The organism is Burkholderia sp. 28_3, assembly GCF_003253915.1.
GTDB classification, from domain to species: domain Bacteria; phylum Pseudomonadota; class Gammaproteobacteria; order Burkholderiales; family Burkholderiaceae; genus Burkholderia; species Burkholderia cenocepacia.
Genome location: NZ_QKZF01000015.1, coordinates 81870 through 98628, shown reverse-complemented (window position 1 = coordinate 98628; position 16759 = coordinate 81870). Strand labels below are relative to the sequence as shown.

General features: G+C 71.2%; 12 protein-coding genes. 4 read left to right on the top strand and 8 right to left on the bottom strand.

Annotated elements, in window-relative coordinates; translation table 11 throughout:
• From DFS13_RS26665 to DFS13_RS26630, 7 genes are all read right to left on the bottom strand, one after another.
• Complete coding sequence (locus DFS13_RS26665) at positions 1-3906, bottom strand: cellulose synthase subunit BcsC-related outer membrane protein (RefSeq protein WP_111442298.1); 3906 nt, start codon at positions 3904-3906, stop codon at positions 1-3.
• Positions 3891-5126 (bottom strand): cellulose synthase complex periplasmic endoglucanase BcsZ, encoded by a 1236-nt coding sequence (bcsZ, locus tag DFS13_RS26660; protein ID WP_043206179.1) that lies wholly within the window; start codon positions 5124-5126, stop codon positions 3891-3893. The genes DFS13_RS26665 and bcsZ overlap by 16 nt, the downstream gene beginning before the upstream one ends.
• Positions 5127-5129: 3 nt before the next feature.
• Positions 5130-7463 (bottom strand): cellulose biosynthesis cyclic di-GMP-binding regulatory protein BcsB, encoded by a 2334-nt coding sequence (gene bcsB, locus DFS13_RS26655; protein WP_059721302.1) that lies wholly within the window; start codon positions 7461-7463, stop codon positions 5130-5132.
• A gap of 654 nt (positions 7464-8117) precedes the next feature.
• Positions 8118-8570 (bottom strand): hypothetical protein, encoded by a 453-nt coding sequence (locus DFS13_RS26645; protein WP_111442297.1) that lies wholly within the window; start codon positions 8568-8570, stop codon positions 8118-8120.
• Complete coding sequence (locus DFS13_RS26640) at positions 8570-9979, bottom strand: phosphatase PAP2/dual specificity phosphatase family protein (RefSeq protein ID WP_060211685.1); 1410 nt, start codon at positions 9977-9979, stop codon at positions 8570-8572. The genes DFS13_RS26645 and DFS13_RS26640 overlap by 1 nt, the downstream gene beginning before the upstream one ends.
• Positions 9976-11745, bottom strand: coding sequence for a bifunctional alpha/beta hydrolase/class I SAM-dependent methyltransferase (locus tag DFS13_RS26635; RefSeq protein ID WP_059721300.1), 1770 nt, complete (start codon positions 11743-11745; stop codon positions 9976-9978). Before DFS13_RS26635 ends, DFS13_RS26640 begins: the two co-directional genes overlap by 4 nt.
• A gap of 78 nt (positions 11746-11823) precedes the next feature.
• The gene (locus DFS13_RS26630; RefSeq protein ID WP_006481852.1) at positions 11824-12429 is read right to left on the bottom strand and encodes a CDP-alcohol phosphatidyltransferase family protein; all 606 of its coding nucleotides are present in this window, start codon (positions 12427-12429) and stop codon (positions 11824-11826) included.
• Between the two features lie 76 nt (positions 12430-12505).
• Here DFS13_RS26630 and DFS13_RS26625 point away from each other — a divergent pair, with 76 nt between their 5' ends.
• The 3 genes from DFS13_RS26625 to DFS13_RS26615 all read left to right on the top strand — a co-directional run bounded on the left by DFS13_RS26625 (position 12506) and on the right by DFS13_RS26615 (position 14495).
• Positions 12506-12793, top strand: a complete 288-nt coding sequence (locus tag DFS13_RS26625) for a hypothetical protein (RefSeq protein WP_153260034.1) — start codon at positions 12506-12508, stop codon at positions 12791-12793.
• 102 nt (positions 12794-12895) lie between these two features.
• On the top strand, positions 12896-13528 hold the full coding sequence (locus DFS13_RS26620; RefSeq protein ID WP_006481857.1) for a lysophospholipid acyltransferase family protein: 633 nt from the start codon (positions 12896-12898) through the stop codon (positions 13526-13528).
• 37 nt (positions 13529-13565) lie between these two features.
• Positions 13566-14495, top strand: coding sequence for a phosphatidate cytidylyltransferase (locus tag DFS13_RS26615; RefSeq protein WP_006481850.1), 930 nt, complete (start codon positions 13566-13568; stop codon positions 14493-14495).
• Between the two features lie 40 nt (positions 14496-14535).
• On the opposite strand, the gene DFS13_RS26610 is transcribed toward DFS13_RS26615, so the two are convergent.
• Positions 14536-15360, bottom strand: a complete 825-nt coding sequence (locus tag DFS13_RS26610) for a hypothetical protein (RefSeq protein WP_060263220.1) — start codon at positions 15358-15360, stop codon at positions 14536-14538.
• Positions 15361-15617: 257 nt separating this feature from the next.
• Here DFS13_RS26610 and DFS13_RS26605 point away from each other — a divergent pair, with 257 nt between their 5' ends.
• Positions 15618-16415: a LuxR C-terminal-related transcriptional regulator gene (locus DFS13_RS26605; protein ID WP_060263219.1), complete on the top strand. Its 798-nt coding sequence runs from the start codon at positions 15618-15620 to the stop codon at positions 16413-16415.
• The last annotated feature ends 344 nt before the right edge of the window (positions 16416-16759 follow it).

Sequence of the window (16759 nt, the reverse complement as noted above, 5' to 3'; positions counted from 1 at the left end):
CTAGTAATCCGAATAAAGCCGCACCGGCGTCGGCGTGACGAGCCAGCTGCGCGGCGCGCGCGCATCGAACGCATAGCGCAGGTACACGAGCGCCGAGCTCGGCGCATAGTCGTGCGACCGGTCGATGTGCAACTGCGCGCCGACGCTCAGGTGCGGGTTCACGCGATACTCGACGATGCCGTTCACGCCGTAAGAAAACGACACACCGCGCGTCGAGCTGCCCGCATAGACGAACCCGGCCGCCACCTGCGCGGCGCGCTGGTCCGAGAACGTCGGGTAATACAGCGAATCCTTTTCGTAGCTGTTCGAGATCCCGCCGGTAACGGTCAGGTCCCACGACAGCGCGTCGCGCCGCCCCGCCCATTCGATCGGCACGCCGAGCGACAGGTAGCGTTGCGGGCTGTAGTAGCCGCCCTGCCCGTACGTGTAGTAACGCAGGTTCTGCGCGTAGTGCCACGCATTGCCGACGAGCCCCGTGCTGAGCTTCATCGTCGCGCGCTCGTACACGGGCACCGTGAAACCGGTGCGCAGCGTGACTTCCGCGTTGCGTTCGACGTTGCGGCCGGACAGCACGCCCGCGCCGAGCTCCGCGAACAGGTTCGTGCGGCCGACGTCGACCGACGCACGCAGGTTCACGCCGTCGCGGCGCACGCCGCCCCACACCGCGCCGGTCCACGGGTCGCGCATCCCCGCGTACGACAGCACGCTGCTCGTTTCCGGCCTTCGCGACGCATTCACCGAGAAGCTCGCGGGGCCCGCGTCGAAGCGATAGCGCACGCCGCCGACCAGGTAATGCACGGGGAAGCCGAGCGGCGACGTGCCGAGATCGACGCGCCACGCGTCCGACAGATAGCCGGCGCCGAGCGCGACGCCCGTCGTCGACTGGTGCAGCGAACCCGGCGGATTCGCGAGCAGCGCGGCGGCCGGCTGATTCAGCTGGAATGGCGGCGGCAACCCGTTTTGCGCGCGGAGCGCCGCGTAGGTGCCGAACGTCTTCAGCGAATAGGCGTCCGGGTTGCTCGTGTCGAGCGTGCCCGGGTCGAGATGCACGGTGTCGATCTGCGCGAACACGTGCCCGTCGTAACGGACCGGCATCTGCATATAGATCGGCACCTGCTGCGCGCGATACGACGAGATGCCTTCGTCGCCCGATTTGTACGCGGGTATCCAGCCGGTCTCGATCTCGGGATTGCGCCGCTGCTGCAGATCCGCGAACGCGGCCTGCGCGGGCGTCAACCCGTCGCGGCCCGGGCTCACGCCCGTCGCGCGTTCCTGCGACTGCGACAGCCGGTACAGCGACGCCGCGTCGTCATAGCGCCCCTGCGCCTCGGCCACGCGTCCGGCCGCGACCGTCACGTCGGCGCGCGCCGGATACGCGGCCTGCAGCCGGTCGGTGATCTGCGCGGCTTCGTCCGGGCGGCGCAGCGCGTTCAGGCGGCGCACGGCCGACAGTTGCGTGTCGACGTCGTCGTCCGGCGTGCGCGCCAGCACGGCCTGCACGCGCGCGCGTGCGGCGGCACGGTTGCCGCTGTCCTCGTCGATCCGGGCGAGCGCGAGCTGCACATCGGCATCGTCCGGCATGGGCGCCACGACCGGCGCGAGCGCATCGCGCGCGGCATCGTAATGGCCCTGCGCGCGTTCGAGATCGGCGAGTTCGAGCGCGTAACGCTTGTCCGCCCGGCCGGCCGGGCTCGCGCGGTCGAGCAGCGTGCGCGCCTGTGCGTAGTCCTGTCGCGCGATCGCGTCGTCGGTCTGCCGCAGCACGATCCTCAGCGACTGATCCTCGAGCCGCGCGGTCTGCGCGGGCGTCAGCGACGAGTCGCGGCGCAGCGTGTCGAGCCACGCGGCGAGCGCGTCGTCGCGCCCCGCGCGGCCGAGCAGGTCGCCGTAGCGCAGCCGCACGTCCGCGTCGGCTTCGCGCGGATGCGCGGCGATCCAGTCGCGCAGCGGCGCGAGGCCGCGCTCGGGTTCGCCCGCGTCGATCCACTGCGCGCCGATCGCGGCGAGCATGTCGGGATCGTCCGGTGCGCTCGCCTGCGCGTGCGCGAGCGTGGCGGCGAATGCCGCGCGGTCGCCGCGTGCGTGCGCGCTGCGTGCGTCGGCCAGCGCGCTTTCGGCATCGAGCTTGCGCGCCAGTGCGCGCATCCCGTCCGAACGGTGCGCGGCGTCGACCGGCGCCAACACGGCTTGAGCGCCCGCGACATCGTCGAGCGAGTTGCGGTACAGCGCGTTCGCGTAGCGCATCTCGGGCGTATCGCGCTGCGCGAGCCCGTCGTCCATCACCGTGCGGCCGAGCTGCGGCAGCCCCATGTCGCGATAGAGGCGCGCGAGCGCGAAGCGCGTCCACGGCGCGTCGGGCGCCGCGCGCACGGCCGCCTCGTAGCGCTGCGCGGCCGGCCCGCGTGCGCCCTTGTCGGCCAGCGCGCGCGCCTCGTTCGCGAGCAGGTCGCCGCGCAGGCCGTCGAGCGCGCGGCGGTCGTCGGCGCCCGTCACGCGCCCTTGCAGCGCGTCGAGCAACGGGCCGATCCGGTCCGCGCGGCCGGTGTTTTCGTACAGCGTGGCCGTGTCGCGCACGGCCGACAGGCTCGGCGAACGCGCGGCCAGCAAGCCGCGCAGCAACGGCTCCGCCTGCGCCCAGTCGCGCTGCGCGAGCAGCGCATCGGCGAGCTGCAACTTCGCGTCCGGGTTGTCCGGCTGCATCGCGAGCGCCGCCCGCGCGGCGCGCTCGGCCTCCTTCGGGCGCCCCGCACTGGCCGCTTCACGGCCTTGGGCGAGCAACCCCCAGAACTGCGCGGTACGCGCGAGGCTTTGCCATTTGCCGCGCTGGTCGGTCGCACGCGTCGCGGCCCGCGCGAACAGCACGCGCGCTTCGTCGTGCCGCCCCTCGCGCAGCCGCAGCAGGCCGAGCCCGCCCAGCGCATTGGCGTCGTCCGCCCGCGCCCGCGCGGCGCGCGCGAGCAGCGGATCGGCGGCGGCCAGATCGCCGCGCGCGAGTGCCTGCAGCCCGCGCTGTTGCGCGATGTAGTCGGGATCGCGTTCGAGCCGGCGCCGCGCGTCGCGCTGCCGATCGAGGCCGGCGGCGCGGTCGCGGAATTCGGTGTCGTCCGGCGCGAGCGCGAGATACGCGTGCAGCGCGTCGAGATACGCGGGATCGCTGCCGGCCGATTGCAGCACGCGCCGCCACAGCGCCATCGCTTCCGTGTGGTCCGCGTCGTTGCGCTGCGCGAGCGACGCGGCGATCCGGTTCGCTTCCGCGCGCGTGTCGTCGCGCTGGTTCAACAGCCGCGCGAGCGCGACCGATGCGCTCGTGTCGCCCGGATCGGCCGCGATCGCGCGGCGCAGCGCGGCGATCGCCGGCTCACGCCCGCCCGGCGCATTGGACACGATCTGGTAATACTCGGCGCCGAGCGCGCCCGCCGGTGCGCCGTTCGGAAACAGCGCGACGATCCGCCGTGCCGCCTCGTCGGCACGGCCGCTGCGCGCGAGCAGCCGGATCTGCGCCATCTCGCCGCGCCCGCTCGTCGCGACCCGGTATTCGTCGGCCACCCGCCGCGTGGCCGGCACATTCGGCGACTGCGCCTGCAGCCGCGCCAGCGACGCCTGCGCGCCTTTCGCATCGCCCAACCGCAGCAGCACGCGCACCTGTTCGGCCAGCAGCTCGGGATCCCCCGGCGCAATCAGCAGGCCCTTGCGCAGCGCATCGCGCGCGAGATCGTCGCGATGCTTGATGCCCCACATCCGCGCGGTGTCGAGTTCGCGCCGCGCATCGGCGGCGGCCGAGGTCGACGGTGTCGCCGAAGTCGCGGAGTTCGCGATCGCCGGGCCCGACGCCGCCGCGCACACCGACGACGCGAGCCATGCGAATCCCGCGACGTGCGGCGCGGCGCACTTCAGCGGGCGGCGCACGAACGGTCTCCCCAGCGGGTGTCGAGCGTGCCGTCCGCCCCGAACCGGTAGCGGCTGTCGCGCCAACCGAGGCCGAACAGCGTCAGCACGCTGGTGTAGTAGCCGGGCGCCGACTGGCGCGCGAGCGTATCGACGCGGGCCGCCTGTGCATCCGCGAGCGCGTGCTGGCCGCGCGCGTCGAGAAACGGCACGGCCGCCGCGGAGAAGCCGCCGTTGCCGTCGTTCGGCCCCGCGACGCCCGTCGTCGTATCGACCTTCTCTGGCGGCGCGCCGTGCGCGGCGATGGCATCGGCGAACGGCGCGAACTTCGCGAGCAGCGGCGCGGCGAGCGGATCGGCACGGTCGAGCATGCCGGCCCACAGGTACACGCGGATCGCGTTGTACGCGCTCTGCGCATGCGTGTCCGGATCGGGCCCGAAACCCTTGCCCGCGAGATACAGCGCCCAGTCCGGCGAGAACCCCTTCGGCGCGGTGTCGAGCAGCACGCGCCCGGTACTGGACGCCAGCGCGGCCCAGCGACGGTCGTCGGGCAGCCGCGCGCCGAGCGCGCGAATCACCTGCGGCGGCGAATAGCTCGGGTTCACGCGCCATTGGCCGTCGGCCAGCTTGAACCCGGTCGGCCCCGGCAGCAGCGTGAGGCCGAGGCCCGGCACGGTCGCCGTCTCGGCGTCGAGCACGCGCTTCGCGAGCAGCGCGCCGCGCGCCGTATAGCTGCGCTCGCGCCACAGCCGCCCGGCCTCGACGAGTGCATACGCGATCCACAGGTCGGCGTCCGACGCAGGGTTCGCGTCGAGCACGCGCCACGCGCCGTCGGGCGCGCGGCCCCACAGCCACGCCGGCAGGTGCGCGCTCAGGTCGCCTTGCGCGAGGTTGTTCTCGGTCCATGCGAGGATCGTGTCGAACATGCGCCGGTCGTTCGCGACCAGCGCGAAGAACAGTCCATACGCCTGCCCCTCCGATACCGTGCGCGAATCGGCCGAGCCGACGTCGATCACGCGGCCGTCGGCCGAGATGAAATCGCGCTTGAACGCGTCCCAGCGCGGCCACGCCGCGCTGCATCCGGCGCCGGCCGCGTCGGCCGCGCCAGTCCCGGCGGCGTGCGCGCGCGTGGCCATGCCGGCCGCCGCGCACGTCACCGCCAGCGCCAGCGCCAGCGCGAACGTCGCGCCGACACGCCGCGCCGGCCGCGTTGCCCGTCGCTTCGTCATTGCCCGCGCCATCCGTTACATCCCCCGTCGACGCGCGGCGATGCGCTGCAGCACGCTGAACACGCCGAGCGCGAGCAGCAGCCCCGCGACGACGCCGACCGCGCCGAGCACGACCGGATGCCGCGCCGCCTCCGTCCACACGCGCGCATACCACGGCACGAAGCCGACCACGTAAGGCTCGCCAACCCGCAGGCTGTCGACCTGCCCCGGCCGCACCAGTGCGAGGTCGCCCTGCAGTTGCGACACGAGCCCGGCGTTCTCGAACACGTCGAGCAGATCGCCGAGGCGCGCCTGGTCGGTCGCCGTCAGCGCGACGACGCTGCGGCCGCGGCTGCCCGGCAGCTCGAAACCGGCGAGCGCCGCGAGCGGGCCCGTCTGTTCGATGTGCGCGCCGCCGTCGGCGAGGCCCACGCCGTTGCGCCAGCGCTCCTTCACCGTGAACGCGACGCGCGTCGCGCCGCCGCCGGCGCCGCCCTGCTCGCCGATCGCGAGCGGCAGCGCCGCGCGCCAGTGCGCGAGCAGCGGCGACGCCGGCGAGCCGTCGATCACGAGCAGATCCTTGTGCCCGGACAGCGCGGCGACGTCGCCGGGCCGCGCAACTTGCACGCGCAGCGCCGGGAAGCCGGTCCATTCGCCCATGTGGCCGAGCATCGTCAGGTAGGCCTCGAGCTCCTGCGGCGACGGCCGCTCGGGCAGCACGATGGCCGTCTGCGACAGGTCGGCGAAGCGCGTGAACGGGAAGCCGCTGTTCGCGAAGAACGCGAGGTTCGGCAATTGCGCGTAATGAACGAAGTGCGAGAAGTCGATCGTCGAATCCGGATCGATCGCCGCGCGCTGCGGCTCGGTGGCCGTGCTCGAACACAAGCCCGTCTTCTGCGAATCGAGCGAGAAGCGGAACTGCAGCTGGTTGCCGCTGCCGACGCGGAACGCGGGAATGTCGACGTCGCTCGTCACGCGCCCTTCCGGCACCGACAGCAGCGGCAGCTGCATGCGGCCGTGCGCATCTTCGGCGTGGGCCGGCCCGAGCCGGTACGACTTCACGAGCTGATCGTTGATCTCGACCGCGAGCGTCGAGTTGTCCTGCACGGTCGGCGCCGTGTAGCGGTAGCGCAGCGTGATCGGCACGCCCGCGCCGTTCCACGAATGCAGATCGGCCGGCACGCGCAGGTTCAGCCGGATCGCGTCGGGCGTCGTGCCGCGCACTTCGAGCTGGCGCGGATCGTCGACGAGCTCGCGGAACGCGATCGGCCGGTTCACCGGCAGCCAGCGCGGTGCGTCGTACGGCTTGCGCGGCGCGCCCAGATCGACGTGCGCGACCGACGCCGCCGGCCCCGACAATGCCGCGCGGCCCAGCACGAGCGTCGCGACCGCGTCGTCGACCTCGGCCGCCGTGCGGCCCGTGACGACCAGCAGCTTGCGCCCCGGCGCGGCCGGGTTGTCGGCGACCGCGAGCAGCGGGCCGTTGACGGGTGGGAGCGCGAGACCGGCCGGCAGCGTCGCGGCCGTGCCGACCACGACGGCCTGGTCGTCGGCCGGCAACGCGGCCGACACCGGGAAACGCGCATGCCGGTAGTCGGCCAGCGCGCCGAACCACGACGCGAGCACGCCCGCACTGCGCAGCGTCGCCGAATCGGCCGTCGCCGGCAGCACGAACGGCAGCCGCACGCGGCCGTTGTCGCGCCGGTCGAAGAACGGTGCGGGCAGCAGCGCGAGATCGTTCGGCAGGCGCACCGGCGATTCGTCGAGGATCAGCTCGCTCGTCGGGCTCACGTCGGCCCACAGCGCCGAGTTCGACGGATCCTCGCAATGGTCGAGCGTGTAGTGCGCGATCAGGCGCAGGCCGATCTGGTTGAAATCGGAGAAGTAGCGCGGATCGATCGGGATCTCTTGCGTCACCGTGCGGCCCGCGCGCGCGGCGTCGAACGGGACGGTCGCGACCACCTCGCCGTTCACCGACACCTTCAGGTGCGACAGCGGAAAGACCAGCGACGGCGAATACGCGTAGGTCAGGCGCAACCGCGCGCCGGTGATCACGCGGTCGAGCCGCACGCCGGCGTTGATCGTGCGCGCGTCGTCGGCGCCGCGCAGGCGCAGCGGATCGAACGCGCCGAGCGACGCGAACGGCACATGCACGGTCGTCGCCGGCAGGCCGGCGGCCGGCGCGCTGGCCGCCGCCGGCGCGGCCACGGGCCCCGCGGCGGGCGCGACATCGGACGCCGCCGCGTGACCGGCAGCGGCCGTCGAAGCGGCGGCCGGCACCGCCGGCATCGGCGCGGCCGACAGCGCGGCCGCATGGAAAGCGCCGGTCATCGCGGTCGCGAGGACGAACAGCGACACGGCCGGCTTCATGCACCGCTCCGCTTCGTCACGATGGTCCCGTCCTTCTGCGCGTCGAAAGCGACGCGCGCAAAGCAGCTATGCCCGTAAGTGCACATCCCCTCTGCTTCCCCTCATTCATGGCCTGATTGCATTTATCGGAACGACGCGGCGGATTCTTCAATGATCGGTTCGCCGCGCGGCGGCGCGCCTGGCACCGGCGGCCGCCCATTCGTCACACTATCTCAAAAATAGAACAGAACTTACCGTGATTCGCGACTGAGAAGCGAAAAAAATCTCAATTCGGTCGGAAATGCTGCGCAGGAAGAGTGAATGGCAAGAATTGCGCCGTTGCTGCCGGATGGCCGGAACGGCGTCGTTCCGACGCACGGCGGCCGGCCGGGGCACCGGTGGCGGCCCGTTGCAGGCCGCCCGGAACGCGCTGCCGCGAGCGGCGCGTATGCTACCGCAAGCGCGCGTCGCGCGACGTATTTTCTTCGTGAAAAACTGACCTGGATCAATTCGTCGACGCCGCCATCCGCCACCGGGGCGGGCAACGGCGCGACGCAGGTCGAAATCGCGAAATCCGAGGCCGGCCCCTGCGAGCACGCTGGCGCAGGGCCGGTTGCCGTCGATCGCGCGCGCAACCCATCGAACACGATCGCGGCGCACCGGCACCGCCCCTCGCTAACCGATCGGCGACACCGCGATCGCGATCCCGACGACGAGCCACTGCACGATCGCCACCAGCACGGCGGTCCGGCACAGCCCGACCGCGCCGCGCACGCGCGCGTCGAGCGTGCGCCCGGCCTTCGCCGCGTCGATCCAGCCCAGATCGGCGAGCGCGCGATCGAGCGCCGCGAGCCCGTCGTCGACCGCCCCGTCGTCGCCCACCGTCCGCGCCAGCGCGGCAAACAACCGCCGGTCGATCTCGATACGAACCGCGTACCACAGCGCCGCGATCCCCGCCCCCGCGCTGACGGCGGCCAGCAGCACGCGGGCGAGCGTCGCCGGCGCCCAGCCCGCCGCGATCCAGCCACCCGCGCCGGCCGCGGCGAGCGCGGCCACGAGCGCCCATGCGCCCGCGTCGAGCGCGCCGCGGGCGGCGGCAATCCTGAACGGTGCCGACGGATCGCGCATCACACGCGCCCCGCATCGCGACGGCGATCGATCCACTGCTGCAGCACGGCCACGCCGTCATCCGACCACACCGCGTGCGGCCGGACCGCGCGCACCGCGGCCAGCGCGTCGCGCGCATCGGCCAGCCCGCGCCGCGCGGCGAGCCACGCGGCCGCGCACAGCACGCTGCGGCCATAGCCGAGCGCGCAGCAGACCAGTACGTCGCGCCCCTCGCCGTGCAGGCGTTCGAGCGCCGCGACGGCCTGCGCGAGCTGCGCCGCGGTCGGGGCGACGAGATCGAGCTGCGGCACCGACGCATACGCGAGCGCTGCATCGGCCGCCGCCCAGCGCGGCATCTCGGCGGTCAGGTCGACCAGCGCGGTGAAGCCGTCGCGCCGGATGTCGCGCGTCGTCGGCGTCCGGCCGATCGACACACGCTCGTCGATCCGCACCGGCGCCGGCTGCCGGAACGTCCACAGCCGCGAATTGACGAACGCGCCGGCGATCGTCGGCGCGAGCAGCCAGCCGATGAAGACCGGCAACCGTCCGTGCGCATCCTTCTGGAACGCGCCGGGCGCGCCACGTCGATAAGCCCATGCGACGCAGGCGAGCGCCAGCACGACCCACCCTGCCGCCAGCGCCCAGCCCGGCGCGCGCGGCATGCACGCCAGCGCCGCGAGTGCGATCAGTGCGGCGCCGCACGCGTAGCGGCGCGCGAGCGCGCGGCCGGCCGCGGATGGCGACGCCTCGGCGCCCGGCAATCGGCCCGCGGCATCGCGCAACGGAAACAGGAACAGTGCGAGACAGCCGACGGCCGCCCCGGTCGGCACGTCGATCGCGTGATGCTGGTAGGTCGTCAGCACCGACACGCCGATCGCCGCGAACCACAGATGCAGCACGACGCGGGCGAACGTGCCGCGCAGATGCTTCGCATAGACGGCCCACAGCACGACCAGCAACCCGATATGCAGCGACGGCGCCTGGTTGAACGGCTTGTCGAAACCCATCAGCAGCGTGAACAGCGCACCGGCCACGCCGCCCGCGTCGGGTCGCTCGAAGCCGAAGCGCAGCGGCCACGTGATGAAACACGCGACCGACACCAGCTGCACGGTCAGCAGCCGCTTCACGTGATCGAGCAGATCGTCGCGGCGCGTCCAGAAGAAGAACGACAGCGCATACAGCAGGTCGATCGACCAGTACGGCACGATCGTCCACGGCACGAACGGGATCGCCTGCTCCCAGCCGAACGCGAAGGTCGGCACCGCGGCGCGGCGCGCCGCGAGCCAGTTCGCGAAGCCGTAGGTCGAGAAGAACACCGCGCCCATCGCCGCGAGCCAGCCGAAGCGCAGCGCGAACGACGCGTCGCGCGCGCCGGCCGCCGGCTCGGTCAGCCCGCCGCCCGCGCCCGTGCCGCCGCCGAGCGCGCTCATGACGCGTCGACCCGCTGCGCGAGGCTCACCGTGAAGATGCCCATCTCGTCGATCCGCTGGTCGAGCTTGCGGAAGCCCGCCCGCGCGACGAGCTCGTCCATTTCGGCCTGCGAACGGCGTCGCATCACCCAGGTCGACTCGCCGCGGTGGTTGTTCAGCGCGCGGGCGATGAATTCGAGCTGCGGATGCCACGGCTGCCCCGTATAGACGAGATAGCCGCCCGGCGGCACGGCCTGCGCGAGCCCGCGCAGCGAACGCTCGATCAGCGCGTTCTCGCCGAACAGCTCGTACAGGCCCGACACGATCGCGAGCGTCGGCCGCGGCTCGAGCGTCGCGAGCGACGCCTCGTCGAACGCGTCGCCGCGCTCGAAGCGCGCGATCGGCTCGAGGCCGCGCTGCGCGATCAGCACGCGCCCGGCTTCGACGTTCGGCGGGCTGTAGTCGCGCAGCGTGATGTCGTCGGGCGCCGCGCCGTCGCGCTCGGCGGCCATTGCGATCGCGTCGAGCACGTAGCGCCCGTGGCCGGCCGCGATGTCGACGATCCGCACCGGCGAGCCGTGCCCGCGCAGGCGGCCGATCGCCGCGCCGATCAGTTCCTGCAGATGCACCTTGCGCTGGCGGATGCCGACCCAGCCGGGCGAATCGAGATACGTGCGGTCGATCAGCGCGCCGACGCCGAGCCGCCCCTGCGCGCGGTTGCGGTACACGTAGTCGAGCGTCGAGCCCGAATCGAAGCCGAGCCGCAGCCCGAGCGCGATGCCGTCCGACAGCGCGCCGCCGGCTTTCAGGCCGGCGCGCGTGAGCGCCCAGTACGCCCGCGCGAACACGTTGGCCGGCGGCCGGCCGAGCGCCGCATATTCGTCGTGGAACGGGCCGCGCCGGTCGGCATCGACGAGCGACACGCGCGGGCTCGGCGCATCGAATTCGCGCAGCACGAATGCGCGCAGCGGCGCGAGCGCCTGTGCACGGTCGCGCTCGCCGAGCGTGTCGTGATAGAAGCCCGGCAGCACGATGCGCTCCTTGCGCGCCGAGCCGAGCCGTTCGAAGAAGCGATCCTGCGGGCCGCGATGCACGACCCAGTCGGCGCCCGAAATCAGCAGTTGCGTGGGCACGGTGATCGCGGCCGCGTCGGCGACGATCCGCTGCGCGGTATCGTGCAGGTCGAGCAGCATGTTGACCGCGATCGGCCGCGTGATCAGCGGATCGGACGCGTAGCTCGCGATTCGCTCGGGATCGTGCGTAAGGAATTTCGGTTTCACGTAGCTGTTCACGTAGAACAGCCCGCGCAGCTTGTGCATCAGTCGCAGCCCGGGCCGCGCGAACGGCACGTAGAGCTTGATGTGGAACGCCGGCGACGCGACGACCAGCGCGCGGATCGGCGGCGCGTAGTCGTGCGCCCAGGTCGCCGCGAGCACCGCGCCGACGCTCTGGCCGACCACGGCCATCTCCTCGATCGCGATGCCGTGCGTGTCGCGGATATGCTCGACGAAGGTCTGCAGGTCGCGCACCGACGCGGCCGCGCTCGGGCTGTAGCCGCGCGCGCCCGGCGAGCGGCCGTGGCCGCGTGCGTCCCATGCAAAAAAGGCGAACTCCGGCAGGTCGAGCTCGTCGACGAGGTGCGCGACGCGCGCCGAATGTTCGTGGCCGCGGTGCAGCAGCACGATGGCGCCGCGGCAGCGCGCGCCTGTGGCAGGCCAGTGACGATAGAACAGCGTTTCGCCGTCGTGCGTGATGAAGTCGGCCTCACGGGCCGTGCGTGCGCTCATGCGATCTCTCTCGTTTCGTTATTCGAATGTGTGCGGCGCCGCCCTCCGGCGCCGGTCCGGCTTTCGCGTCGGCTGCCGTCAGCCGCCCGCTTCGGCGATGCCGGCCTGGACGCGCCGCACCACCGTCACGATCGACAGCACGATCAGCAGCCGCCACAGCCACGCGGCGACGCTGCCGACCGGCAAACCGAAGCCGATCCACAGCGCGAACGCGCCGAGTGCCAGCGCCCGGTCGCTCTTGCCGAACGGGCCGTCGTAGCGGCGCGTCGCGCCGACGAGCGGGCCGATCAGCCCCGCGCATTCGACGATCACCGCCGTCAGCGCGAACAGCCAGACGTCCGCCGGAGCGAACGCGGGAATGGCGAGGAACGGCAGCACCAGCGCGACATCGGAGACGATGTCGCCCAGCTCGTTCAGGTACGCGCCGAGCGTGCTCTTCTGCCCGTGCTCGCGCGCGAGCATCCCGTCGATCGCATTGAGCGCCATCCGCGCGAACAGCCACAGCGGAATCAGCAGGAACAGCGCGCGGGCGAACACGCCGAGCCCGGCGAGCGCGCCGACGACGATCGAGCCGCCGGCCGCGAACAGCGTGACCTGGTTGGCCGTGACGCCGCGTTCGGCGAGCGAATTCGCGAACGGGCGCAGACGATTCTGGAATTTGGGTTTGAGTGCGTAGAGGCTCATCGTTTCGTATTCGTTTTATTCGTGCGGCACGGTCGGATGCATTTCCCGCCGCGATGCCCCGGGCGGCGAAACGGCCTTGGCCGGCCTGGCTGGAACGGCCCTCATCGTCGCCGAGCCGCCCCGATGCGTCAAGCATGCGGCCGGCCGGCCGCGCGGCGCCAATCTGGCGTTTTTTGGCGAAACTCGCGATAATCCGCTGGCCCGAGCGCAGCGAGATCGATTCGAACTGCAGACGGGCACTCGTGCAACAGCCGATTATCACGCCGCCGACCGGCGCATTCGCCGCGACGCAACAGCGTGCGACGGCGAATCGTCCGATTATCGCGGACCTGCGACAGGCAGCCACGAATTTGAAAAAATTTAAACAAGAGCCGTCCGGCGCGCATCCTGCCGCGCCGGCATTCCGGGGTTCCGCCCGCCGCGCATGCGCAGCGGGCCGGGCATGCAGGCAGGAGGCAGCGCGCCGATGAACATCCTCAACGTCTGGCAGCGCGATTTCCTGCTGTCCATCGTGCGGCTCGTCGCCGGCGCGTATCCGGTCTGGCATCAGGCGCCGCCGTCCCCGACGCAGAAGATCTACTTCTCGAACCATACGAGCCACATCGACACGCTCGCGATCCTCGCCGCGCTGCCGCGCGACGTGCGTGCGGTCGTGCGGCCGGTCGCCGCGCGCGATTACTGGGACAGCAGCGACCTGAAGCGCCACATCGCGCAGAAGCTGCTGAACGTCGTGCTGATCGACCGTCATCGCGAATCCGGGGGCGACCCGCTCGATCCGGTGCGCGACGCGCTGCGGCAGGGTCACTCGATCATCATCTTCCCGGAAGGCACGCGCGGCGCCGACGTATTGCCGCAGCCGTTCAAGAGCGGGCTGTTCCATCTCGCGACCGAGTTCCCGGACGTGGCGCTCGCGCCCGTCTATCTCGAGAACCTGCAGCGCATCATGCCGAAGGGCGCGATCTGGCCCGTGCCGCTGATCTGCAAGGTGCATTTCGGCGCGAACGAAGCGCTCGGCGCTCAGGAAGACAAGCCGACGTTCCTCGCCCGCATGCGCGACGCGGTCATCGCGCTCGCGCCGCCGCAGCGGCCCGCCGGCTGAACGCGGCGCCCCCTTCTTCCTTTTCCGGACATCAACCATGCGAACCCTCTTCTGGGAACTGGTCGCGGGCGTCACGGGCGTGCTCGTCGTCGCGACCGTGATCGGCGCGATCCTCGGCGCGCGCAGCGGCGGCACGAGCGCGACCATCGTCAACCTGAACCAGCGCATCCGCGCGTGGTGGGCGATGATCGCGATCATGGCCGTCGCGATCGGCCTCGGCAACAACGTCACGTATCTGGTGTTCGCGCTGCTGTCGTACCTGACGCTGCGCGAATTCATCACGCTCACGCCGACCACCGCGAGCGACCACACGACGCTCTTCATCGCGTTCTTCGTCGCGATCCCCGTGCAGTACCTGCTGCTCGGCATCAACTGGTACGGGATGTACTCGATCTTCGTGCCGGTGCACCTGTTCTTCGCGATGTCGCTCGTGTCGGCGCTCACGCAGGACACGCGCGAATTCCTGAGCCGCAACGCGAAGATCAACTGGGCGCTGATGGTGTGCGTGTACGGGCTGAGCCACGCGCCGGCCGTGCTGATTCTCGACATCCCGCGCTACGCCGGGCAGAACGCGCTGCTGCTGTTCTTCTTCCTGTTCGTCGTGCAAATCAGCGACGTGCTGCAATACGTGGTCGGCAAGCTGTTCGGACGCCGCAAGATCGCGCCGCAGCTGTCGCCGTCGAAGACGATCGAGGGCTTCGTCGGCGGCGGCCTGCTGGCCACGCTGTGCGGCGCCTCGCTGTATCGCGTGACGCCGTTCAGCTTCGGCGCGGCGTTCGGGATCTCGCTCGCGATCGTGATCGCGGGCTTCGTCGGCGGGCTCGTGCTGTCGGCCGTCAAGCGCTCGCTCGGCACGAAGGACTGGGGCTCGATGATCGCCGGCCACGGCGGGATGCTCGATCGCGTCGATTCGATCTGCTTCGCCGCGCCGGTGTTCTTCCACCTCGTGCGCTATCTGTACGTGTGAGGCGCGGGCGGCGCCATGCCGCCCGTGCCTGCGCGAAGCATCAGTACCCTTCGCGCAATGCCTTCGGCACGACGTAGCGGCCCCGTGCCGCGTCGAACTTCACCGTATGGCGCGCGTGGATGGCCTTGCCGCCGCGCGTGCCCGTTTCCGTGACCGTCAGCGGATAGACGTCGCCGGCGCCGGCCAGGTCCGGCGCGATCTCGAAGCGCCGTTCCTCGCAACGCGCCCGCGCATTCGCACATTCGCTCGATTCGGCATTGTCGAGCGCCTCGTCGATGCGCGCCGCCGCCAGCACCAGCGCATTGCCGTACGGCAGCCAGATCGACCGGAAGGTTTGCGTATAGCCTTGCCGCATGTCCCCTTCGCCGATGACGAACCCGAACAGGTGCGGCCCGAGCCGCTCGATGCGCACCGTGCCGGGCTCGCCGCGCTGGCCCGACGCGATCTGCGTCTTCTTCACGATCGGCTCGAGCGTCTTGCCGTCGGCCGTCGGCTTCAGCACGTACAAATCGATCGCGCCGGTCGACGCGTCCGAATCCATGCCCGGCATTCCGTTCTGTACCGCAGCCTCGGTCTCGCCGCACATCGCGAGCAGCGTGCGCGGGCCGTCCGCGGTCGCGACGCGCAGCGAACCGCACGGCGCATAGATGAAATCGTCGCCGTCTGCCTGCCAACCCTTGCGGTCGGCACGCCAGTTGCCGTACGTGTCGTGGACGAAGGTCTTCAACGAACGGTCAAGCTGGACCGGCTCGGCCGCATGAACGGGCGACGGCGCGGAGAGCGCCGTGAGTACCGCGAGTGCGCCAAGTGCGGCGAGCGAAGCCGCGAGCGGCTCGAGACGTGTGTTCCGGTGCGGGACGGTCATGACGAGGTTCGTTCTGGTCGGAAAGAAACGTTGCGGAAAGTTGCAAGTGTGCACGATCACGGTTGCCGGGGCGCGATACCGGTGCCGCGCACCGGCCACGCCGCACGGCCTCGCCAATCGCGTCGGCCGGCGTTACGATCTCGTTCTTCACTCCAGGCTCCGTACGATGCGCGCGGGAATCGGCCGGCGAGGCCGGCGCGTCCACGCACGGCGCGGCACCGCAAGCGCCGTACGGCCGCCCCGACATGGACACCCGCATGAACCTGACCTTGCAGGACGTCGCCTGGCACCGCTCGGTCGGGCGGCTCATCGAGACGCTCGACCAGCCGGGTTTCTGGCTGTCGCTGATCCGGCTGATCGAGGAATACGTCGCGGTCGACAGCTGGGTCGCGCTGATGTTCGGCGACGGCCGCCCGCAGGTGTTCGCCGAATGCGCATACGAAGGCGGCGGCCCCGATCCGCTGTTCCGCGACTACGTGCAGGGGCTGTACCTGCTGGACCCGTTCTACATCGCGAACCGCGACGCGCCGACGAGCGGCCTGTTCCGGCTGTCCGACGTCGCGCCCGAGTGCTTTCGCGACACCGAGTACTACACGCGCTATTTCACGCACAACGTCGTCGAGGACGAGGTGCAGTTCAACGTCGTGCTCGATGACACGCGCACGCTGTGCCTGTCGCTCGGCAGCAAGCGGCGCTTCAGCCCCGAACACGTGGCACTGCTCGACCTGGTGCGGCCGTGGGTCGCCGCGCTGATGCGCCAGCGCCTCGCATACGAGCCCATGCTGGCCGAACCGGCTCCGTCGCGCCGGCCCGGCGCCGATGCCGGGAACGGCTTCGAGCACGCGATGGCACGGCTCGGCACGCCGCTCACCGCGCGCGAGCTCGACGTGATCCGGCTGATCCTGAGCGGACGCTCGAACAAGGAAGTCGCGAGCAAGCTGGACATCTCGGCCGAAACGGTCAAGGTGCACCGGCGCAACATCTACGTGAAGCTCGCGATCAATTCGCAGTCTGAACTGTTTGCGCTGTTCCTGAAGGCGCAGACCGATACGTGACGATCGGGTGGCGTGACGCGTTCGCGGCCCGCATTGCGCCCCTCCCGTACCGCCGATACGCGCTATCGGCTGCGCCTTCTGTGCAAACGAACGGCACGCCCCTATCCTTGCGCGATCCGATCCGGTCTGCCCGTTCGACACGAAACGGGCGGCAGACGCTGGCCTGGGTTCTGATGGCACCTCCTCGTCAGTCAGGACCTGTTCGCCGACCCTTTCCGAAGGGTCGGCGTTTTTTTCATGGCTGCCCGCACGTCGTTCACGAGATCAATACCCCCAACGGGTTAGCACGTCGGCGGGATGGGCAACGACAGGGTTCGGCGCATACTAGGACCTCGTTCCAACCG

What these genes read in the sequence shown, in the direction of transcription:
- DFS13_RS26610 (WP_060263220.1), bottom strand. Translation starts at nt 15,360, where the DNA reads ATGACCGTCCCGCACCGGAACACACGTCTCGAGCCGCTCGCGGCTTCG.
- DFS13_RS26620 (WP_006481857.1), top strand. Translation starts at nt 12,896, where the DNA reads ATGAACATCCTCAACGTCTGGCAGCGCGATTTCCTGCTGTCCATCGTG.
- bcsZ (WP_043206179.1), bottom strand. Translation starts at nt 5,126, where the DNA reads ATGGCGCGGGCAATGACGAAGCGACGGGCAACGCGGCCGGCGCGGCGT.
- DFS13_RS26645 (WP_111442297.1), bottom strand. Translation starts at nt 8,570, where the DNA reads ATGCGCGATCCGTCGGCACCGTTCAGGATTGCCGCCGCCCGCGGCGCG.
- bcsB (WP_059721302.1), bottom strand. Translation starts at nt 7,463, where the DNA reads ATGAAGCCGGCCGTGTCGCTGTTCGTCCTCGCGACCGCGATGACCGGC.
- DFS13_RS26640 (WP_060211685.1), bottom strand. Translation starts at nt 9,979, where the DNA reads ATGAGCGCGCTCGGCGGCGGCACGGGCGCGGGCGGCGGGCTGACCGAG.
- DFS13_RS26605 (WP_060263219.1), top strand. Translation starts at nt 15,618, where the DNA reads ATGAACCTGACCTTGCAGGACGTCGCCTGGCACCGCTCGGTCGGGCGG.
- DFS13_RS26615 (WP_006481850.1), top strand. Translation starts at nt 13,566, where the DNA reads ATGCGAACCCTCTTCTGGGAACTGGTCGCGGGCGTCACGGGCGTGCTC.
- DFS13_RS26630 (WP_006481852.1), bottom strand. Translation starts at nt 12,429, where the DNA reads ATGAGCCTCTACGCACTCAAACCCAAATTCCAGAATCGTCTGCGCCCG.
- DFS13_RS26635 (WP_059721300.1), bottom strand. Translation starts at nt 11,745, where the DNA reads ATGAGCGCACGCACGGCCCGTGAGGCCGACTTCATCACGCACGACGGC.